The organism is Micromonospora sp. NPDC002296 (assembly GCF_040296145.1).
Taxonomy (GTDB): domain Bacteria; phylum Actinomycetota; class Actinomycetes; order Mycobacteriales; family Micromonosporaceae; genus Micromonospora.
In genome coordinates this window covers 218,998-235,227 of the sequence record NZ_JBEOWQ010000002.1, presented here as the reverse complement: position 1 = coordinate 235,227, position 16,230 = coordinate 218,998, and the positions used below count along the sequence as shown (strand labels likewise).

Genomic DNA, 16,230 nt, shown 5'->3' with positions numbered 1-16,230 from the left:
CCGGTGGCATCGAGCGAGGAGCTGCACAAGCGGCGCGGCGCGGCGGTGGCCCGGGGCGTCGGCAGCGTCGTCGGCGCGTACGTGGACCGGGCGGGCGGCGGCACGATCACCGACGTCGACGGGCGGGAGTGGATCGACTTCGCCGCCGGCATCGCGGTCACCAACGTCGGCAACTCCGCGCCCCGGGTGGTCGAGGCGGTGCGGGCGCAGGTCGAGCGGTTCACCCACACCTGCTTCATGGTCGCGCCGTACGAGTCGTACGTGGCCGTCTGCGAGCGGCTCAACGCGCTCACCCCCGGCACGTTCGAGAAGCGCTCGGCGCTGTTCAACTCGGGCGCCGAGGCGGTGGAGAACGCGGTGAAGGTCGCCCGGCACGCCACCGGGCGGCCCGCGGTGGTGGTGTTCGACCACGCGTACCACGGCCGGACCAACCTGACCATGGCGCTGACCGCGAAGAACATGCCGTACAAGCACCGGTTCGGGCCGTTCGCCGGCGAGGTCTACCGGGTGCCGATGTCGTACCCGCTGCGGGACGGGGGGCTGTCCGGGGCGGAGTCCGCCGCCCGGGCGATCGAGACGGTGGAGAAGCAGGTCGGCGCGGAGAACGTCGCCGCGCTGCTGATCGAGCCGATCCAGGGCGAGGGCGGCTTCGTCGTACCGGCGCCGGGGTTCCTGCCGGCGCTGCGCGAGTGGGCGACAGCGGCCGGGGTGGTCTTCGTGGCCGACGAGATCCAGACCGGGTTCTGCCGCACCGGGGACTGGTTCGCCTGCGGCCACGAGGACGTCGTCCCGGACCTGGTCACCCTGGCCAAGGGCATCGCCGGCGGCCTGCCGCTGGCTGCGGTGACCGGCCGGGCCGAGCTGATGGACGCGGTGCACGTGGGCGGCCTGGGCGGCACGTACGGCGGCAACCCGATCGCCTGTGCGGCGGCGCTGGCGACGATCGAGACCATGCACGAGCTGGACCTGGCCGCCGCCGCCCGCCGGATCGGGGCGACGATGGACGAGCGGCTGTGCGCCGTCGCCGCCGGCGATCCGCGGATCGCCGAGGTGCGCGGCCGAGGCGCGATGCTCGCCGTGGAGCTGGTCCGGCCCGGCACCCTGGTCCCGGACCCGGCCGCCGCGGCGGCGGTCGCGGCGGCCTGCCACGCCGCCGGCCTGCTGGTGCTGACCTGCGGCACGTACGGCAACGTGCTGCGCCTGCTGCCCCCGCTGGTCATCTCAGACGCGGACCTGGCCCGGGGCCTGGACATCCTCGACAACGCCTTCGGCTGACGGGCCCGCATCCCGAACGGCACCGCCCGTGGGCCCGCGCCCGCACGACACCGGGCCACGGGTGCGACGCCCGGACGGCACCGGGCCGGCAACCGGTGTTGGCGATCGGTGGTGAGCTGCGTCACGATGGTCGCGAGGAGGTCGCCGATGGCTGACCCGTGGCTCGCCCTGGAGTTCGGCGCCGATCCGGCGGAGCGGATCGCGCAGGTCGGCGCCGCCCACGAGGCGTTCCTCGCGGGAACCGAGCCGGGCCGGGTGCGGGAGGTGGTCCGCCGGTCCTGGCAGCGCTCGGCGCTGGTCGACCCCGAGGTCGCCCCGCCGGTCGAGCTGACCGACGACGCGCTGGAGGGCTACCGGGCCGCCCACCCGCTGGCCCGGGTGCTGCCGCTGTTCCGGGACCTGCTCGGCGGGATCGCCCTGGACGGCGCACACCTGATGGCGGTCTGCGACGCGCACGGGCGGCTGCTCTGGGTGGAGGGGCATCCCGGGGTGCTCCGGCACGCCGAGCGGATGAACTTCGTGCCCGGCGCCCGCTGGGACGAGGCGCACGCCGGCACCAACGCCCCCGGCACCGCCCTGGCCTGCGACCACAGCGTGCAGATCTTCGCCACCGAGCACTTCAGCCGGCGCGTGCAGCGCTGGACCTGCGCCGCCGCCCCGATCCACGACCCGGTCACCGGGCGGCTGCTCGGCGCGGTCGACATCACCGGCGGCGACCACCTCGCCCACCCGCAGAGCCTCGCCCTGGTCCGGGCCACCGCCCGGGCCGCCGAGGCCCAGCTCGCCGCCGCCCGCCCGGCCGAGCCGGACGCGGTCACCGTACGCGCGCTGGGCCGCGACGAGGCGGAGGTGCACGTCGGCGGGCGGACCGTCCGGCTCGGCCGCCGGCACAGCGAGCTGCTGGTGCTGCTGCTCGACCATCCCGAGGGACGCACCGGCGAGCAGCTCGGCCTCGACCTGTACGGCGACGACCGGCTGCACCCGGTCACCCTGCGCGCCGAGCTGTCCCGGCTGCGCCGGGCACTGGGGGCGGAGCTGCTCGACTCCCGCCCGTACCGGCTGCGCGCCCGGGTGCGGGCGGACTTCCGGACCGTCACCGAGCTGCTGGAACGCGGTGAGGTGGCGGGGGCACTCGACGCGTACCCCGGGTCGTTGCTGCCCGCCTCCGACGCGCCGGGGGTCGCGCGGCTGCGCCGGCTGGTCGACGGGCAGTTGCGGGCCGCCGTGCTGGCCGGCGGCGACCCGGCGGCGCTCGCGGCCTGGACCGCGACGCCCGCCGGCACCGACGACCTGGCCGCCTGGCAGGCCCTGGCGCGGGCGCTGCCGCCGGGCGCGCCCCGCCGGCCCCTCGCGCTGGCCCGCGCCCGCCAGCTCGGCATCGAGTACGACCTCGGCCGCGCAACGTCCCTGCAACGTCGGTGTGACTAGCGTCGCCGCCGTCACCCCGAGCACCGACGGCGGAGGTACCGATGACGCGCTACGACGCGCCCACCCACTGGCAGTCCCGCTACGACCACTTCATCGGCGGCGAGTACGTGAAGCCGCACGGCGGCCGGTACTTCGAGAATCCCACTCCGATCACGGGTCAGACGTTCTGCGAGGTGGCCCGCGGTACCGCCGAGGACGTCGAACGCGCCCTCGACGCCGCCCACGGCGCGGCCGACGCCTGGGGCCGCACCCCGGTCGCCGAGCGGGCGCTGATCCTCAACCGGATCGCCGACCGGATGCAGGAGAACCTGGAGTCCCTCGCGGTCGCCGAGACCTGGGAGAACGGCAAGCCGGTACGGGAGACCCTGGCCGCCGACATCCCCCTGGCGATCGACCACTTCCGGTACTTCGCCGGGGCGATCCGGGCCCAGGAGGGCGGCCTCGGCGAGCTGGACGACGACACCGTGGCGTACCACTTCCACGAACCGCTCGGCGTGGTCGGGCAGATCATCCCGTGGAACTTCCCGATCCTGATGGCCGTGTGGAAGCTCGCCCCGGCCCTCGCGGCCGGCAACGCCGTGGTGCTCAAGCCCGCCGAGCAGACCCCGGCGTCCATCCACCACCTGATCTCGCTGATCGCCGACCTGCTCCCGCCCGGCGTGGTCAACGTCGTCAACGGCTTCGGCGTCGAGGCGGGCAAGCCGCTGGCCTCCTCGCCCCGGGTGGCGAAGGTGGCGTTCACCGGCGAGACCACCACCGGGCGGCTGATCATGCAGTACGCCAGCGAGAACATCAAGCCGGTCACCCTGGAGCTGGGCGGCAAGAGCCCGAACATCTTCTTCGACGACGTGAGCGCGGCGTCCGACGACTTCCTGGACAAGGCCCTCGAAGGGTTCACCATGTTCGCCCTCAACTCGGGCGAGGTCTGCACCTGCCCGTCGAGGGCGCTGATCCAGCAGGGCCACTACGCCGACTTCCTCGCGGCGGCGGTGGACCGGACCCGGGCGGTACGGCAGGGCCACCCGCTCGACACCGACACGATGATCGGCGCGCAGGCGTCCAACGACCAACTGGAGAAGATCCTGTCCTACCTGGACATCGGCCGCCAGGAGGGCGCGCGCGTGCTCACCGGCGGCGAACGCGCCGACCTCGGCGGGGAGCTGTCCGGCGGGTACTACGTGCAGCCGACCATCTTCGAGGGCGACAACGCGATGCGGATCTTCCAGGAGGAGATCTTCGGCCCGGTCGTCTCGGTGACCTCCTTCGCCGACCTCGACGACGCCGTGAAGATCGCCAACGACACCCTGTACGGGCTCGGGGCCGGCGTCTGGACCCGGGACATGAACACCGCGTACCGGGCCGGGCGCGCGATCCAGGCCGGTCGGGTCTGGACGAACTGCTACCACGCGTACCCGGCGCACGCCGCGTTCGGCGGATACAAGCAGTCCGGCATCGGCCGGGAGAACCACAAGATGATGCTGGAGCACTACCAGCAGACGAAGAACCTGCTGGTCAGCTACTCCCCCAAGAAGCTCGGCTTCTTCTGATGGCCGATCCGGTCGGCGCCGGCACGCGCTTCCCGCCGGACCCGGGCGGCGCGGCGTCGCCCGTCTCCCTCACCCCCGCGGCGGCCGAGCTGATCCGGTCGCTGCGGGGGCGGCACGGGCCGCTGATGTTCCACCAGTCCGGCGGCTGCTGCGACGGCAGCGCCCCGATGTGCTACCCGGCGGGCGAGTTCCGCACCGGCGGCTCCGACGTGCTGCTCGCGTCGCTGGCGGTCGACGGCGTCCCCGAGCCCGTCGAGTTCTGGATCTCGAAATCCCAGTGGCGGCTCTGGAAGCACACCAGGCTCACGGTCGACGTGGTCCCGGGCCGGGGCAGCGGCTTCAGCCTGGAGGCCCCCGACGGCGTCCGCTTCCTGATCCGCTCCCACCTCACACCCAACCCCACCCCCTAACCCACCCACCCCCTTCCCCTTCTCCTTCCCCTCTCCCTCTCCCTCTCCCTCTCCCTCTCCCGCGATCTTGCAGTTGCGGCCCCCGAAGTGTCCGCTTCACGAGAGTTGTCGGGGCCGCTAGTGCAAGATCGCGGGTCGGCGGGGAGGGGGTCAGCGGGAGGGGGTCAGCGGGCTAGGGCTGCACGGACCGTCGCGACCATGTGGGCAGGGCGGCGGTAGAGGTCACGATCCGTGAAGTAGCGCATCGTCCAGCCCTCGGCATCCAGCCAGTTGGCACGGTCCCGGTCATGTCGCAGTCGATCACGATCAAGGTGGGAAAGACCGTCGTACTCGATGCCGACCCGCCGCTCGCGATACCCCAGGTCGAGCCGGTATCGCGCCACCCCGTCGTCGTCCAGCACCCAGATCTGCGGCTCCGGCGCCGGCAGGCCACCGTCGATCAGCACCAACCGCAGCTGACTCTCCTGTCGACACTCGGAGCGCCCATCAGCCAACAACGCCAGTGAGCGTGCCTGGCGCACACCCCGTAGCCCTCGATGGACCAAGGCTTCCACGATCAGCTCATCCCGGCACACCGTGCCGGACCGAACCGCGGCGTCGAGCACCGGGAGAGCGTCCAGTCGCCGAACCGTCCTCGCCAGGTCCACCGCGCATCTGGCAGCCGACACACAGGGCAACCCGTTCACCATGACCGGCTCCGCCGGCAGAGCCGAGTGGTGGACCGACAGACCGGGAAGGCGGGGCTTGGGGACTTCGGGCGGCAACTGCACATGAACGGCACCTTCGGGCAGGACGCCGAAACCATGCATTCGGGCGGCAGTCTGCCGGGCCAGCATCGCCTCGGGCGGCAGACACATCAACAGGGCTTGCAGCGAATCGCGATCATCGACAGGGCGATTCGCGTACACCCCTCGCCGCACCCGGAAAACCCGCCCGTTCGCTACCCCGATCCGGAGCCGCTTCCGCGTGGTGGATTGGAGCAGCGACGCGGTACGCCAAAGTTGAGTCCCCATGCTGGCAGACTGCCCAGAACCACGCCCCAGCGCTGCACCCACCCCACGCCCTGTGGAAAACCAGCGCTCCTGTGGACAACCCCAAGCTTCCCTCCCCCCTCCTCCGCGATCTTGCAGTTACGGCCCCAAATGTGCCCGATTTACCACATTGGTCCGGGCCTCAAGTGCAAGATCGCGGAGGAAGGGGGGTGGGGTGGGGCGGGTCAGTCGTCGCAGCCGTAGCCGTCGTTGTCGCGATCCAGGTCGTAGATGTCGTCGCCGATGACCCTGACGGGGCCGGTGACGTATGCGGGGCCGTTGCCGCTACCGCCGGTGCAGTCGACGTCGCTGGCGATCGGCACGCAGCCGCCATAGTTCGGATCGCACTCACGCTCCTGCTTCGTGCCCGCCGCGACGATCTGGGCAACCGGCCGCCTCGTGACGACCGATCGGACCAGCTTCCGGCCGGTGGGCACCCCGTCGGTCAGGGTGACCCGGTATGTCAGCGTCCGCACCCCGTCCACCCCGGGGGTGCGGACGATCCGCTTCCCCTTTGCCAGGGAAGGATCCTTGACGGTCCGCTGGGCGTGCCGGATCGGCTGTGTCTTCGTCTCGGTGCGGGTCTTCACCGTCGGGACGGCGACCGTTGGTGACAGCGAGGCCGTGGCGGGAGTGGGTGACGGCTCAGAGACCGCCGACGGGGCGTCGGACGCGACGGGCTCGGCAGCAGCGACCGGAGGGGGGAACGGCGGTGATCCCTCGACCAGCCGCAGAATCCAGCTATGCCGTTGGAGCGGATCACCGTCGACCCCGGACGGATGGGCGGGCTGCCCTGCATCCGGGACACCCGGGTCACCGCCATCGCCGTAGTAGGCCAGCTCGCGGCCGGGCGCAGCATCGACGACGTGCTGGGCGACTATCCGTACCTCGAACGCGAGGACATGCTCGCGGCACTGGAGTTCGCTGCGGCGGCCGTCTCGAAACGGGAACGGTGATGTCCGGTTGATCGCACGGCAGGGCGACCGGGGTGGGTCAGCGTTCCTGGAGCCCCCAGGGCGAGCCGTAGTCGGTGAGCAGGTCGAGGAACGGGCGCGGGGGCAGGGCCTCCGGGCCGAGCACGCCGGTGCCGGACCACGCGCCGGTGGCGAGCAGTTCCAGGGCGACGACCGGGTTGACGGCGGTCTGCCAGACGACGGCCTGGTGGCCGTACTCGCGCATGGACCACTCGTTGTCGACGACGTGGTAGAGGTACACCTCGCGGGGCTCACCCGACTTCGACAGGCCCCGGACCCAGGTGCCGGCGCAGGTCTTGCCGCGCATCTTCGCCCCGAGGGTGGCCGGGTCGGGCAGGCAGGCGGCCACCACGTCGCGCGGGGACATCGGCACCCCGCGCACGGCGACCGGTTCGGTGGAGTCCAGGCCGAGCTTGTGCAGGGTGCGCAGGACCTCGATGAACTCCTCGCCGAGGCCGTACTTGAAGGTGACCCGCCGCGCGTCGACCCAGCGCGGGATGAGCAGCACCTCCTCGTGCTCGACGTTGACGCACTCCACCGGGCCGATCCCCTCGGGGAAGTGGAACACCTCGGGCTCGCTGAACGGCTCGGTGGTGTACCAGCCCCGATCCCTTTCCCAGATCACCGGCGGGTTCAGGCACTCCTCGATCGTCGTCCAGATGGAGAAGGACGGGGCGAAGGCGTGGCCCTCCACGGTCAGGTTCGCGCCGTCGCGTACCCCGATCTCGTCGATCTCGCCGAACAGCTCGTCGGCGGCGTACCGGGCGAAGATGTCGGACAGGCCCGGCTCGACGCCGATGCCGCACAGCGCGAGCCGACCCGCCCCGGCCCAGCGGTCGGCGGCGGCGAACTGGTCGTCGCCGAGCTTCACGCCGGTCTCGGCGTGCGGGCGCTTCGGGTGCGGGTGGGACAGGGACATCGCCATGTCGAGGTAGTCCGCGCCGGCCGCGTACGCGCCGTCGAAGATCGGCATGACGAAGCGCGGGTCGACGGCGTTGAGCACGTGGGTGATCCGGTGCTCGCGGCACAGCGCGGCGACCGCGTCGGCGCGGGAGGCGTCGACGGTCGCGGCGACGAAGCGGTCCCCCTGGCCGTCGACCGCGCGGGCGGCGCGGGCGGGGTCGGCGTCGGCGACGACCATGGTGTCGAAGAATGTTCGGCGGGCGGCGATGGCGACGGCGGCGGAGCCGACACCGCCGGCGCCGACAAGCAGGATGCGCATCAGGTATCGAACCCCAAACCAAGACGATCGAGCGTACGGAGCCAGAGGTTGCGCCGGCCGTCGCGCGCGTCGGCGCGGGCCAGCGACCAGCGGGTGAGGTGGATGCCGGCGGCCCGGACGGGCTCCGGCGGGAACGGCAGCGGCTTGCCCCGGACCATGTCGAGCCGGGTCAGCGGGGTGTCCCCGCCGGCCAGCAGGTCGAGCGTCACCCGCGCGCCGAACCGGGTGGCCCCGACGCCGAGGCCGGTGTAGCCGGCCGCGTACGCCAGCCGCCCCTCGTACGCGGTGCCGAAGAACGGGCAGAACCGGGTGCAGGTGTCGATGACGCCGCCCCAGCGGTGACTGAAGCGCACGTCGGCGAGCTGCGGGAACGTGGTGAAGAAGTGCTCGGCGAGGGCGGTGAAGGTGGCCGGCCGCTGCTCCAGCTCGGGGGCGACCCGGTTGCCGTGGTGGTAGACCGCGTCGTAGCCGCCGAACAGGATCCGACCGTCGCCGGTGATCCGGTAGTAGTGGAACTGGTTGCCGGTGTCGGCGAGCCCCTGCCGGTTGCGCCAGCCGATCGCGTCCCGCTGGGCCGGGGTCAGCGGCTCGGTCATCAGGGCGTAGTCGTAGACGGGGACGACCCAGGCGCGCAGCCGGCGCAGCAGCGGCGGGAACGAGTTGGTGGCGAGGACGACCCGCCGGGCGCGGACGACGCCGGGGGCCCGCCCGGCCCCGCCGAGGGTGGCGGCGCGCAGAGCCGGGCCGTCGCCGCGCAGGCCGGTGACCCGGGTGTGCTCGTGGACGCGCACGCCGAGGTCGAGGCAGGCGCGGCGCAGCCCCCACGCCAGCTTCGCCGGGTCGAGCATCGCCACCCGGTCGCGGTCCCACAGCCCGCCGAGGTACGTCGGCGAGTCGACCTCGGCGCGCACCTCGTCGCGGTCGAGCAGCCGCGAGTCGTGGCCGTACCGGCGGGCCAGTTCCACGTCCTCGGCGAGCCCGGCGAGCTGGTACGGCTCGACGGCCACCGCCAGTTCGCCGGTGCGCTCGAAGTCGCAGTCGATGCCGTACGCGTCGACGGTGGCGGCGATGTCGGCCAGGTTCTCCCGGCCGAGGCGTTCCAGCTCGGCGATCTCGCCGGGGAAACGGCCCGCCCCGTTGGCCAGCCCGTGGGTGAGCGAGGCGGCGCAGAACCCGCCGTTGCGCCCGGAAGCCGCCCAGCCGCAGGTGCCGGCCTCGACGAGCAGCACGTCCCGTTCGGGGTCGGCCTGCTTGGCCAGCAGGGCCGCCCACAGCCCGCTGTACCCGCCGCCGATCACCAGCAGGTCGGCGGCGTGCGCGCCGGTCAGCGGCGGCAGCGGGTCGGGACGTTCCGGCCGGTCGAGCCAGTACGGCACGGGCGCCGCGTCGGCGAGCGCCCGGCCGGTATGCGGGAGGATCATGACGGGCTCTTCGCCCGGCGGTCGGCCGCCGGGGCGACCGGGAGGGCGGCGCGGCGGGCCCGCCGCCCGCGCAGCGAGGTGAGCCCGACGAGCAGCAGCGCGATCACGAACATCGCCGTGCCGATGACGTTGACCTGCGGCGGGATGCCCCGCTGGGCGGCGCCCCAGACGTACATCGGGAACGTGACGGTGGTGCCCGCGTTGAAGTTCGTGATGATGAAGTCGTCGAAGCTGAGCGAGAACGCCAGCAGCGCGGCGGCCACGATTCCGGGGAGCACCAGCGGCAGGGTGACCAGGCGGAACGTCTGCCACGGGCCGGCGTACAGGTCCGCCGCGGCCTCCTCCAGCCGCCGGTCCGTCCCGGCGAGCCGCGCCTTGACCGTCACCACCACGAACGACACGCAGAACATGACGTGTGCGATGACGACGGTCCAGAAGCCCTGCGGCACGCCGGCGGAGACGAACAGGGCCAGCAGCGAGGTGCCCATCACCAGCTCGGGGGTGGCCATCGGCAGGAAGATCAGCAGGTTGATCCCGGACCGGCCGGTGAACCGGTGCCGCACCAGCGCGAACGCCATCAGCGTGCCGAGCACGGTGGCGACGACGGTGGAGATGAAGCCGATCTGCACGCTGCGCAGCACGGCGTCGCACATGTCGGAGGTGGCGCAGGGCTGCCGCCAGTTGTCGAGCGTGAACTCGTTGAAGTCGTACGACAGGCGGCTGGACGGGCGGTTGAACGACAGGGCGGCGACCACGGCGATCGGCAGGGACAGGTAGCCGAGCACCAGCAGGGCCACGCCCATCACCCAGCGGTCGGCCAGCCAACGGAAGAACTGGTGCATCAGAGGACCTCCTCCGTGCCGGACCGGCGCAGGTAGCCGAGGACCACCGCGAGGATCGCCGCCATCAGCAGGAACGACAGCGCCGCGCCCTGCGGGTAGTCCAGCCGGACCAGGAACGCCGAGTCGATGACGTTGCCGATCATGTACTCGTTGGGGGTGCCGAGCAGCTCCGCGTTGATGTAGTCGCCGGTGGCCGGGATGAAGAACAGCAGCGTGCCGGCGATCAGGCCGGGCATCGACAGCGGCAGGGTGACCCGGCGGAACGTCTGCACCGGGCTCGCGTACAGGTCACCGGCCGCCTCCAGCAGCCGGTGGTCGAGCCGCTCCAGGCTCGCGTACAACGGCAGCACCAGGAAGGGCAGGAAGTTGTACGTCAGCCCGAGGATCACCGCGATCGGGGTGGCCAGCAGCCGGCCGTCGGGGCCGAGCAGGTGCACGTCGCGCAGCAGCCCGACCAGGGCGCCGTTGTCGGACAGGATCGTCTTCCAGGCCAGGGTGCGCACCAGGAAGCTGGTGAACATCGGGGCGACCACGCAGACCAGCAGCAGGTTCTTCCACCGGCCGGCCTTCTGCGCGATCGCGTACGCCAGCGGGTAGCCCATCAGCAGGGCCAGCACCAGGGCGATCCCGGCGTACCCGAAGGAGCGGGCGAACTGCGGCCAGTACGCCTGCAACACGTCCGGGTAGTTGCCGAACGCCCAGGTCAGCGCGTACCCGGTGGAGAGCGAGCCGCTGGGGTCGTACAGGCTCGCGGCGGCGAGCTGGAACAGCGGCACGGCGAAGAACAGCAGCAGCCAGGCCGCGCCGGGCAGGAGCAGCAGGTACGGCAGCAGCCGGTGCCGCCCGCGACGGGCCGGCGGCGGGGGCCCCGCCGGCCGCCCCGTCGACGTGGGTACGTGGGCCAGCGCCGTCACGAGGACGCACCCACCGGCTCGTCGAGCAGGCCGGCGGTGCGGTCGTCCTGACCCGGCTCCCGGGGCAGCAGGAACGCGTGCCGGGGGTCCCAGTGCGCCACCACGGACGCGCCGACCGGAAGCCGACCGCCGAGCCCGCTGTTCGCCGCGAACGCGGACAGCTCGCCGCCCCAGCCGGTGCGCACCAGGTACTGGGTGCTGACCCCGACGTACGAGGCGTCGGTGACGACGCCAGTGACGTGCTGGTGGCCGGCGGGAACCTGGTCGGCGGAGTCGGCCAGGTGCAGCTTCTCGGGGCGTACCCCCAGGTAGACGGCGCCCCGGTCGGCTCGGGCGCGGTCGGCGGGCACGGAGAAGCCGGCCCCGTGGGCGGTGACCGGCACCTCGGACCCGGCGGGCCCGGCGGCCTCGGCGGCGAGCAAATTGGACTGGCCGAGGAAGTTCGCCACGAACGCGGTGGCCGGGTACTCGTAGATGTCGGCCGGGGCGCCGAGCTGCTCGATCCGCCCCGCATTCATCACCGCGACGGTGTCGGCCATGGTCATGGCCTCCTCCTGGTCGTGGGTGACGTGCACGAAGGTGATCCCGACCTCGGTCTGGATGCGCTTCAGCTCGATCTGCATCTGCCGGCGCAGCTTCAGGTCGAGCGCGCCGAGCGGCTCGTCGAGCAGCAGTACCTGGGGCCGGTTGATCAGCGCGCGGGCGAGCGCGACCCGCTGCTGCTGCCCGCCGGAGAGCTGGGCCGGGCGGCGGTGGCCGAAGCCGTCGAGCTGTACCAGCGCGAGCATCCGCATGACCTCGTCGTCGACGGAGCGGATGCCGCGCCGCCGCAGCCCGAACGCCACGTTCTCGAAGATGTTGAGGTGCGGGAAGAGCGCGTAGCTCTGGAACACGGTGTTGACCGGCCGCTTGTGCGGGCGCAGCCGCGCGACGTCCCGGTCACCGAGCAGCACCTGACCGCTCGTCGGCTGCTCCAGGCCGGCGATCATGCGCAGGGTGGTGGTCTTGCCGCAGCCGGACGCCCCGAGCAGGGCGAAGAACGAGCCCTGCGGGACGGTGAGGCCGAGGTCGTCGACCGCGGTGAAGATGCCGAACCTCTTGGTCAGGTTGACCAGCCGCAGGTCGCCGGCCGGCTCGTCGCGTCGCGTCGTCTTCGCGCTCATCCCCGTCACGCGCCGATGACCTGCTGGAACTTGCCCTCGTACTCCCTCTCCTGCTTCTCGTCCAGCGCCATGAACACCTTGGACCTGGACAGCAGGGCGTCGTCGGGGAAGACCAGCGGGTTGGCGGCCAACTCCGGGTCGATCTTCTCCATCTCGGCCTGCGCGCCCTTGACCGGGCAGATGTAGTTGACGTACGCGGCCAGCTTCGCGGCGACCGCCGGCTGGTAGTAGTAGTTGATCAGCTCTTCGGCGTTCGCCCTGTGGGTGGCCTTGTTCGGCACCATCATGTTGTCGCTGAACAGCATCACGCCGGAGTCCGGCGCCACGAACTTGATCTTCTCGTTCTCGCCGGAGAGCTGGATGATGTCGCCGGACCAGCCGACGCACGCGGCGATGTCGCCCTTGGCCAGGTCGGGGGCGTAGTCGTTGCCGGTGAACTTACGGATCTGCCCGGAGTCGACGGCCTTCTTGAGCTTGTTCAGCGCGTCGTCGAACTGGGCGGCGGTGAAGTTCGCCGAGTCGTGGCCGTTCGACTGGAGCAGCAGGCCCATCGTGTCGCGCATCTCGGACAGCGCGGTGACCTTCCCCTTGAGGTCGGGCCGGGTCAGCAGCTCGTCGACCGTGCGGATCTCCTTGGTGACGCCGCCGTTGTAGGCGAGGCCGGCGAGGCCGGACTGCCACGGGATGGAGATCCGGTTCTCCGGGTCGAAGGAGCGGTTGAGCAGCGACGGCAGCAGGTTGGCCGTCACGTTGGGAATCCTGGCCGGGTCGAGCTTCTGGATCCAGCCGAGCCGGATCATCCGGGCGGCCATCCAGTCGGTCAGCACGATGATGTCCCGCCCGGTGCCCTGACAGGCGGCGAGCTGGTTCTGCACCTTGCCGAAGAACTCGTTGTTGTCGTTGATGTCCTCGGTGTAGGTCACCTGGACGCCGCTGGAGGCGACGAACGCGTCCAGGCTGGGCCGCTTCGACTCGTTCTTGTCGTCGACGTCCATGTACTGCGGCCAGTTCGAGAACGCCAGCTTCTTCTCCGTGCCGGAGAGGTCTTCACTGACGCAGCCGGCCTCGGTCTGCTGGGCGCCCTTGGTGCCGCAGCCGGCGAGCGCGCCCGCCGTGGCGAGCATCGCGGCGGATCCGAGGGTGCCGGTGAGCAGACCACGCCGGGTGAGGGGCCGGAGGGGAGTTCGCATGTGACGACTCCTAGGGGGTCATCGCCGGCGGGCGGGACGGGGGATGGCCCGACGGCGGGAGGGTCTTCAGGCGATGGACGACTGATCCTGACATGAGCTGACCTGCCTCACAAGGGATTCCGTTGCCGTGATAGCGATGCACCACGAATTACGCCAGACTGCGCCCGGGGCACTACGATTCCGTGGGAGAAGCGGACATGGGGAGCGGACGATGACCATCCGGCAGCAGGAGAGCGGCAACGGCGGGCGACGCGTCGCCGTCCGCGGGGGTGCCAGTCACGCTCTGTTGGACGACGTCGCCAAGCAGATCATCGAGCAGCTCCAGGAGGACGGCCGCCGGCCGTACGCGACGATCGGCAAGGCGGTCGGCCTGTCCGAGGCGGCGGTGCGCCAGCGGGTGCAGCGACTGCTCGACGCCGGGGTGATGCAGATCGTCGCGGTCACCGACCCGCTCCAGCTCGGCTTCCCCCGCCAGGCCATGATCGGCCTGCGCACCGACGGCGACCTGGAGACGGTGGCCGACCGGCTCGCCGAGTTCGAGGAGGTCGACTACGTGGTGATCACCGCCGGGTCGTTCGACCTGCTCGCCGAGGTGGTCTGCCGCAACGACGCCCACCTGCTGGAGATCCTGCAACGGCTGCGCGCCGTCGAGGGCGTGCTCGCCACCGAGGCCTTCGTCTACCTCAAGCTCCGCAAGCAGACCTACAGCTGGGGTACGGCCTGAGCCACCCGGCCCGGCCGCCCGGTCAGGCAGTCGGCGGCTGGTCAGATGGTGGCTGCGCCGGTCAGGCGGGCGGTGGCTGTTGGTCAGGCGGTCGGCGGGCGGCGGGCGAGGTCCACAAAGGCCCGCCAGGTGGCCGGGGCGAAGCTGAGGGTGCCGCCGTCGCGGTCCTTGCTGTCGCGCACCAGCACCCGCCCGGGCAGGTTGTCGGCCACCTCGACACAGTCCCCGCCGTTGTTGCTGCTGCGGGTCGCGGTGCGCCAACGGGTAACCGTCGGCGCGTCGGTCAGCTCCATGTCGTCGCCACCTCCCTGATCAGCTCGATCGACCGGCGGCACGGCAGCGCCTCGCCGGTGACGCTCTCCCACCTGCGCCCCAGGCTAGCAACGTCGACCGGATCGCTCACGACCTGACCGCGAAGCTGGTTGTCGATATACGCCAATTCCGTCCCGTCGGGCAAACGGGCGAGAACGAACGGACCGGCCAGCCCGGTGTGCCACGGGTTCTCGGCGGGGATCACCCGGACCTGCACGTGCTCCCGCCCGGCCATCGCCGCGAGGTGGGCGAGCTGGCCGGCCATCACCGCCCGATCGCCGACCATCCGGCGCAGCACCACCTCGTCGATCACCGCGACGAGCTGCGGCGGGGCCTCGGCGGACAGGATCACCTGCCGGTCGAGCCGGCCGGCCACGATCCGCTCCACCTCGGCCGGCGGCAGCAGCCCGCCGGTGCTCAGCACGGCCCGGGCGTACCCCTCGGTCTGGAGCAGCCCCGGCACCAGCAGCGGCTGGTACGACCGGAGCGAGGTGGCGTCCTGCTCCAGCTCGGCCCACTTACGGAACCACGGCAGGTCCCGGCGGCGGAACGGCTCCGGCCACAGCTCGGCGACCTCCTTCCCGAGCAGGCCGGCGACCGCGAACCGGGTCCGGGGGTGGGGAATTCGCCCGTCCGCCAGCCACCGGGCGGCCGTCTTCGGGTCGACACGGACCTTCTCCGCCAACGACTCGGCCGTCTCCCCCACGGCGGCCATCGCCACCCGCAGCACCTCGTTGCCCATCAGACCTCCCACCGCCGATTACGCATGGTGGGCACCCTAGCGACGCCCCGTGTCCACGTCGGCCCCGAAACGGCTGGTGGCGGCGGGACCTATTTCGCGCATCTGACATGCCCACCAGCCGTCCGCCAAAGGCCCTGACAATGTCCACCCCAGCCCAACTCAGCCCAGCCAGCCCAGCACACCAGCCCGGCCCAACTCAGCTAGCCAGCCAGGCCAGCTGAGCCAAGCCAGCCAGTCCAGCTGAGCCCTTCGGCCCAGCCCTCCCACGTTCCACCCGCCCGGCGTCCAACAGCGACGGCGGCGGGTTGACGAAGGCCCGTTTGGCGAGCATCGGGAGTCCCCGACGGGCCCCTTTGGAGCTGCCCCGTCTGCGCTACCGGCGGTGCGGCGCGGAAATCCCTCCGCCCTGATCCCGCATCGACCTCGTCGGCCCCGGCGGCCCGCTCTAGCCAGCCACGCTTGCACCGGGCACCGGGCACCGGGCACCGGGCACCGGGCACCGGGCACCGGGCACCGGGCAGGATGCCATTGCGCAGAGGCCGGTAGCGCCAACGGGGCAGCTCCACAGGGCCACCGACGCACCCTGCCCGCCGTGGCAACACCGCAGCAGCGGTAGCGCCAACGGGGCAGCTCCGTAGGAGGCACCGACGACCTCGCGCGCACCAAGGACCCGCCCGCCGGAGTGTCGACCAGAGGCGATAGCGCCAACCAGAAACAGCAGCGCCGACGAGGCAGCTCCGCAGGGCCCCATCGACCGCGCCCGCCCCCGCGCCCGCAAGGGACCCAGCCATTCGAGGCAGGCCCCAGCGTGGCGTCGCGGAAGGCTCAGCTCCCGAAGGGCCGCGGGACCCCCCGTCAGCCCCGACGGAACCGGTGGAACGGACGGAACCGGTGGAGCCGGCGCTGGGAGCGCAGGCGCCCGAGAGCTGGGGCGGCGGGTGACAGGACAGGGCGAGGACGGGGCGAGGGCGGGGCGGAATCAGAGCGCTAGCGCATGATGCGGATTCCGTTGCACATGGCGCAACCATTCGCTGA

The 16,230-nt window shown here is 72.0% G+C and carries 16 protein-coding genes; 6 read left to right on the top strand and 10 right to left on the bottom strand.

The window, feature by feature from the left end:
- Nucleotides 1-3: 3 nt before the first annotated feature.
- From gabT to ABT023_RS02875, 4 genes are all read left to right on the top strand, one after another.
- The gene (gene gabT, locus ABT023_RS02890) at nt 4-1,275 is read left to right on the top strand and encodes a 4-aminobutyrate--2-oxoglutarate transaminase (RefSeq protein WP_350881018.1); all 1,272 of its coding nucleotides are present in this window, start codon (nt 4-6) and stop codon (nt 1,273-1,275) included.
- 147 nt (nt 1,276-1,422) lie between these two features.
- A complete protein-coding gene (locus ABT023_RS02885) occupies nt 1,423-2,703 on the top strand; it encodes a GAF domain-containing protein (RefSeq protein ID WP_350881016.1) in 1,281 nt (426 codons plus the stop codon).
- Nucleotides 2,704-2,744: 41 nt separating this feature from the next.
- Complete coding sequence (gene adh / locus ABT023_RS02880) at nt 2,745-4,250, top strand: aldehyde dehydrogenase (RefSeq protein ID WP_350881014.1); 1,506 nt, start codon at nt 2,745-2,747, stop codon at nt 4,248-4,250.
- On the top strand, nt 4,250-4,660 hold the full coding sequence (locus ABT023_RS02875; RefSeq protein WP_350881012.1) for a DUF779 domain-containing protein: 411 nt from the start codon (nt 4,250-4,252) through the stop codon (nt 4,658-4,660). The genes adh and ABT023_RS02875 overlap by 1 nt, the downstream gene beginning before the upstream one ends.
- A 164-nt stretch (nt 4,661-4,824) precedes the next feature.
- Here ABT023_RS02875 and ABT023_RS02870 read toward each other — a convergent pair whose 3' ends face one another.
- Both ABT023_RS02870 and ABT023_RS02865 read right to left on the bottom strand, forming a co-directional pair.
- Nucleotides 4,825-5,568, bottom strand: a complete 744-nt coding sequence (locus tag ABT023_RS02870; protein ID WP_350881010.1) for a type IV toxin-antitoxin system AbiEi family antitoxin — start codon at nt 5,566-5,568, stop codon at nt 4,825-4,827.
- A gap of 308 nt (nt 5,569-5,876) precedes the next feature.
- Complete coding sequence (locus tag ABT023_RS02865; protein ID WP_350881008.1) at nt 5,877-6,281, bottom strand: G5 domain-containing protein; 405 nt, start codon at nt 6,279-6,281, stop codon at nt 5,877-5,879.
- Between the two features lie 153 nt (nt 6,282-6,434).
- Here ABT023_RS02865 and ABT023_RS02860 point away from each other — a divergent pair, with 153 nt between their 5' ends.
- The gene (locus ABT023_RS02860) at nt 6,435-6,647 is read left to right on the top strand and encodes a DUF433 domain-containing protein (protein ID WP_350881006.1); all 213 of its coding nucleotides are present in this window, start codon (nt 6,435-6,437) and stop codon (nt 6,645-6,647) included.
- A gap of 37 nt (nt 6,648-6,684) precedes the next feature.
- On the opposite strand, the gene ABT023_RS02855 is transcribed toward ABT023_RS02860, so the two are convergent.
- The 6 genes from ABT023_RS02855 to ABT023_RS02830 are packed head-to-tail and all read right to left on the bottom strand — an operon-like array spanning nt 6,685 to nt 13,417.
- Nucleotides 6,685-7,887, bottom strand: coding sequence for a saccharopine dehydrogenase family protein (locus ABT023_RS02855; RefSeq protein ID WP_350881004.1), 1,203 nt, complete (start codon nt 7,885-7,887; stop codon nt 6,685-6,687).
- A complete protein-coding gene (locus tag ABT023_RS02850) occupies nt 7,887-9,308 on the bottom strand; it encodes an NAD(P)/FAD-dependent oxidoreductase (RefSeq protein WP_350881002.1) in 1,422 nt (473 codons plus the stop codon). Before ABT023_RS02850 ends, ABT023_RS02855 begins: the two co-directional genes overlap by 1 nt.
- A complete protein-coding gene (locus ABT023_RS02845; protein ID WP_350881000.1) occupies nt 9,305-10,150 on the bottom strand; it encodes an ABC transporter permease in 846 nt (281 codons plus the stop codon). Before ABT023_RS02845 ends, ABT023_RS02850 begins: the two co-directional genes overlap by 4 nt.
- Nucleotides 10,150-11,064 (bottom strand): ABC transporter permease, encoded by a 915-nt coding sequence (locus ABT023_RS02840; RefSeq protein ID WP_350880998.1) that lies wholly within the window; start codon nt 11,062-11,064, stop codon nt 10,150-10,152. Before ABT023_RS02840 ends, ABT023_RS02845 begins: the two co-directional genes overlap by 1 nt.
- Entirely contained in the window at nt 11,061-12,227 is a 1,167-nt protein-coding gene (locus ABT023_RS02835) for an ABC transporter ATP-binding protein (RefSeq protein ID WP_350880996.1), read from the bottom strand. The genes ABT023_RS02840 and ABT023_RS02835 overlap by 4 nt, the downstream gene beginning before the upstream one ends.
- Nucleotides 12,228-12,232: 5 nt before the next feature.
- Nucleotides 12,233-13,417: a polyamine ABC transporter substrate-binding protein gene (locus ABT023_RS02830; RefSeq protein WP_350880993.1), complete on the bottom strand. Its 1,185-nt coding sequence runs from the start codon at nt 13,415-13,417 to the stop codon at nt 12,233-12,235.
- A 211-nt stretch (nt 13,418-13,628) separates the two neighbouring features.
- Between ABT023_RS02830 and ABT023_RS02825 the strand changes: the two genes are divergently transcribed.
- On the top strand, nt 13,629-14,141 hold the full coding sequence (locus ABT023_RS02825; protein ID WP_350880991.1) for an Lrp/AsnC family transcriptional regulator: 513 nt from the start codon (nt 13,629-13,631) through the stop codon (nt 14,139-14,141).
- Between the two features lie 83 nt (nt 14,142-14,224).
- On the opposite strand, the gene ABT023_RS02820 is transcribed toward ABT023_RS02825, so the two are convergent.
- Together ABT023_RS02820 and ABT023_RS02815 are read right to left on the bottom strand one after the other, a co-directional pair.
- Nucleotides 14,225-14,434: a DUF397 domain-containing protein gene (locus ABT023_RS02820; protein ID WP_350880989.1), complete on the bottom strand. Its 210-nt coding sequence runs from the start codon at nt 14,432-14,434 to the stop codon at nt 14,225-14,227.
- A complete protein-coding gene (locus ABT023_RS02815) occupies nt 14,425-15,195 on the bottom strand; it encodes a helix-turn-helix domain-containing protein (RefSeq protein WP_350880987.1) in 771 nt (256 codons plus the stop codon). Before ABT023_RS02815 ends, ABT023_RS02820 begins: the two co-directional genes overlap by 10 nt.
- Between the last annotated feature and the right edge of the window lie 1,035 nt (nt 15,196-16,230).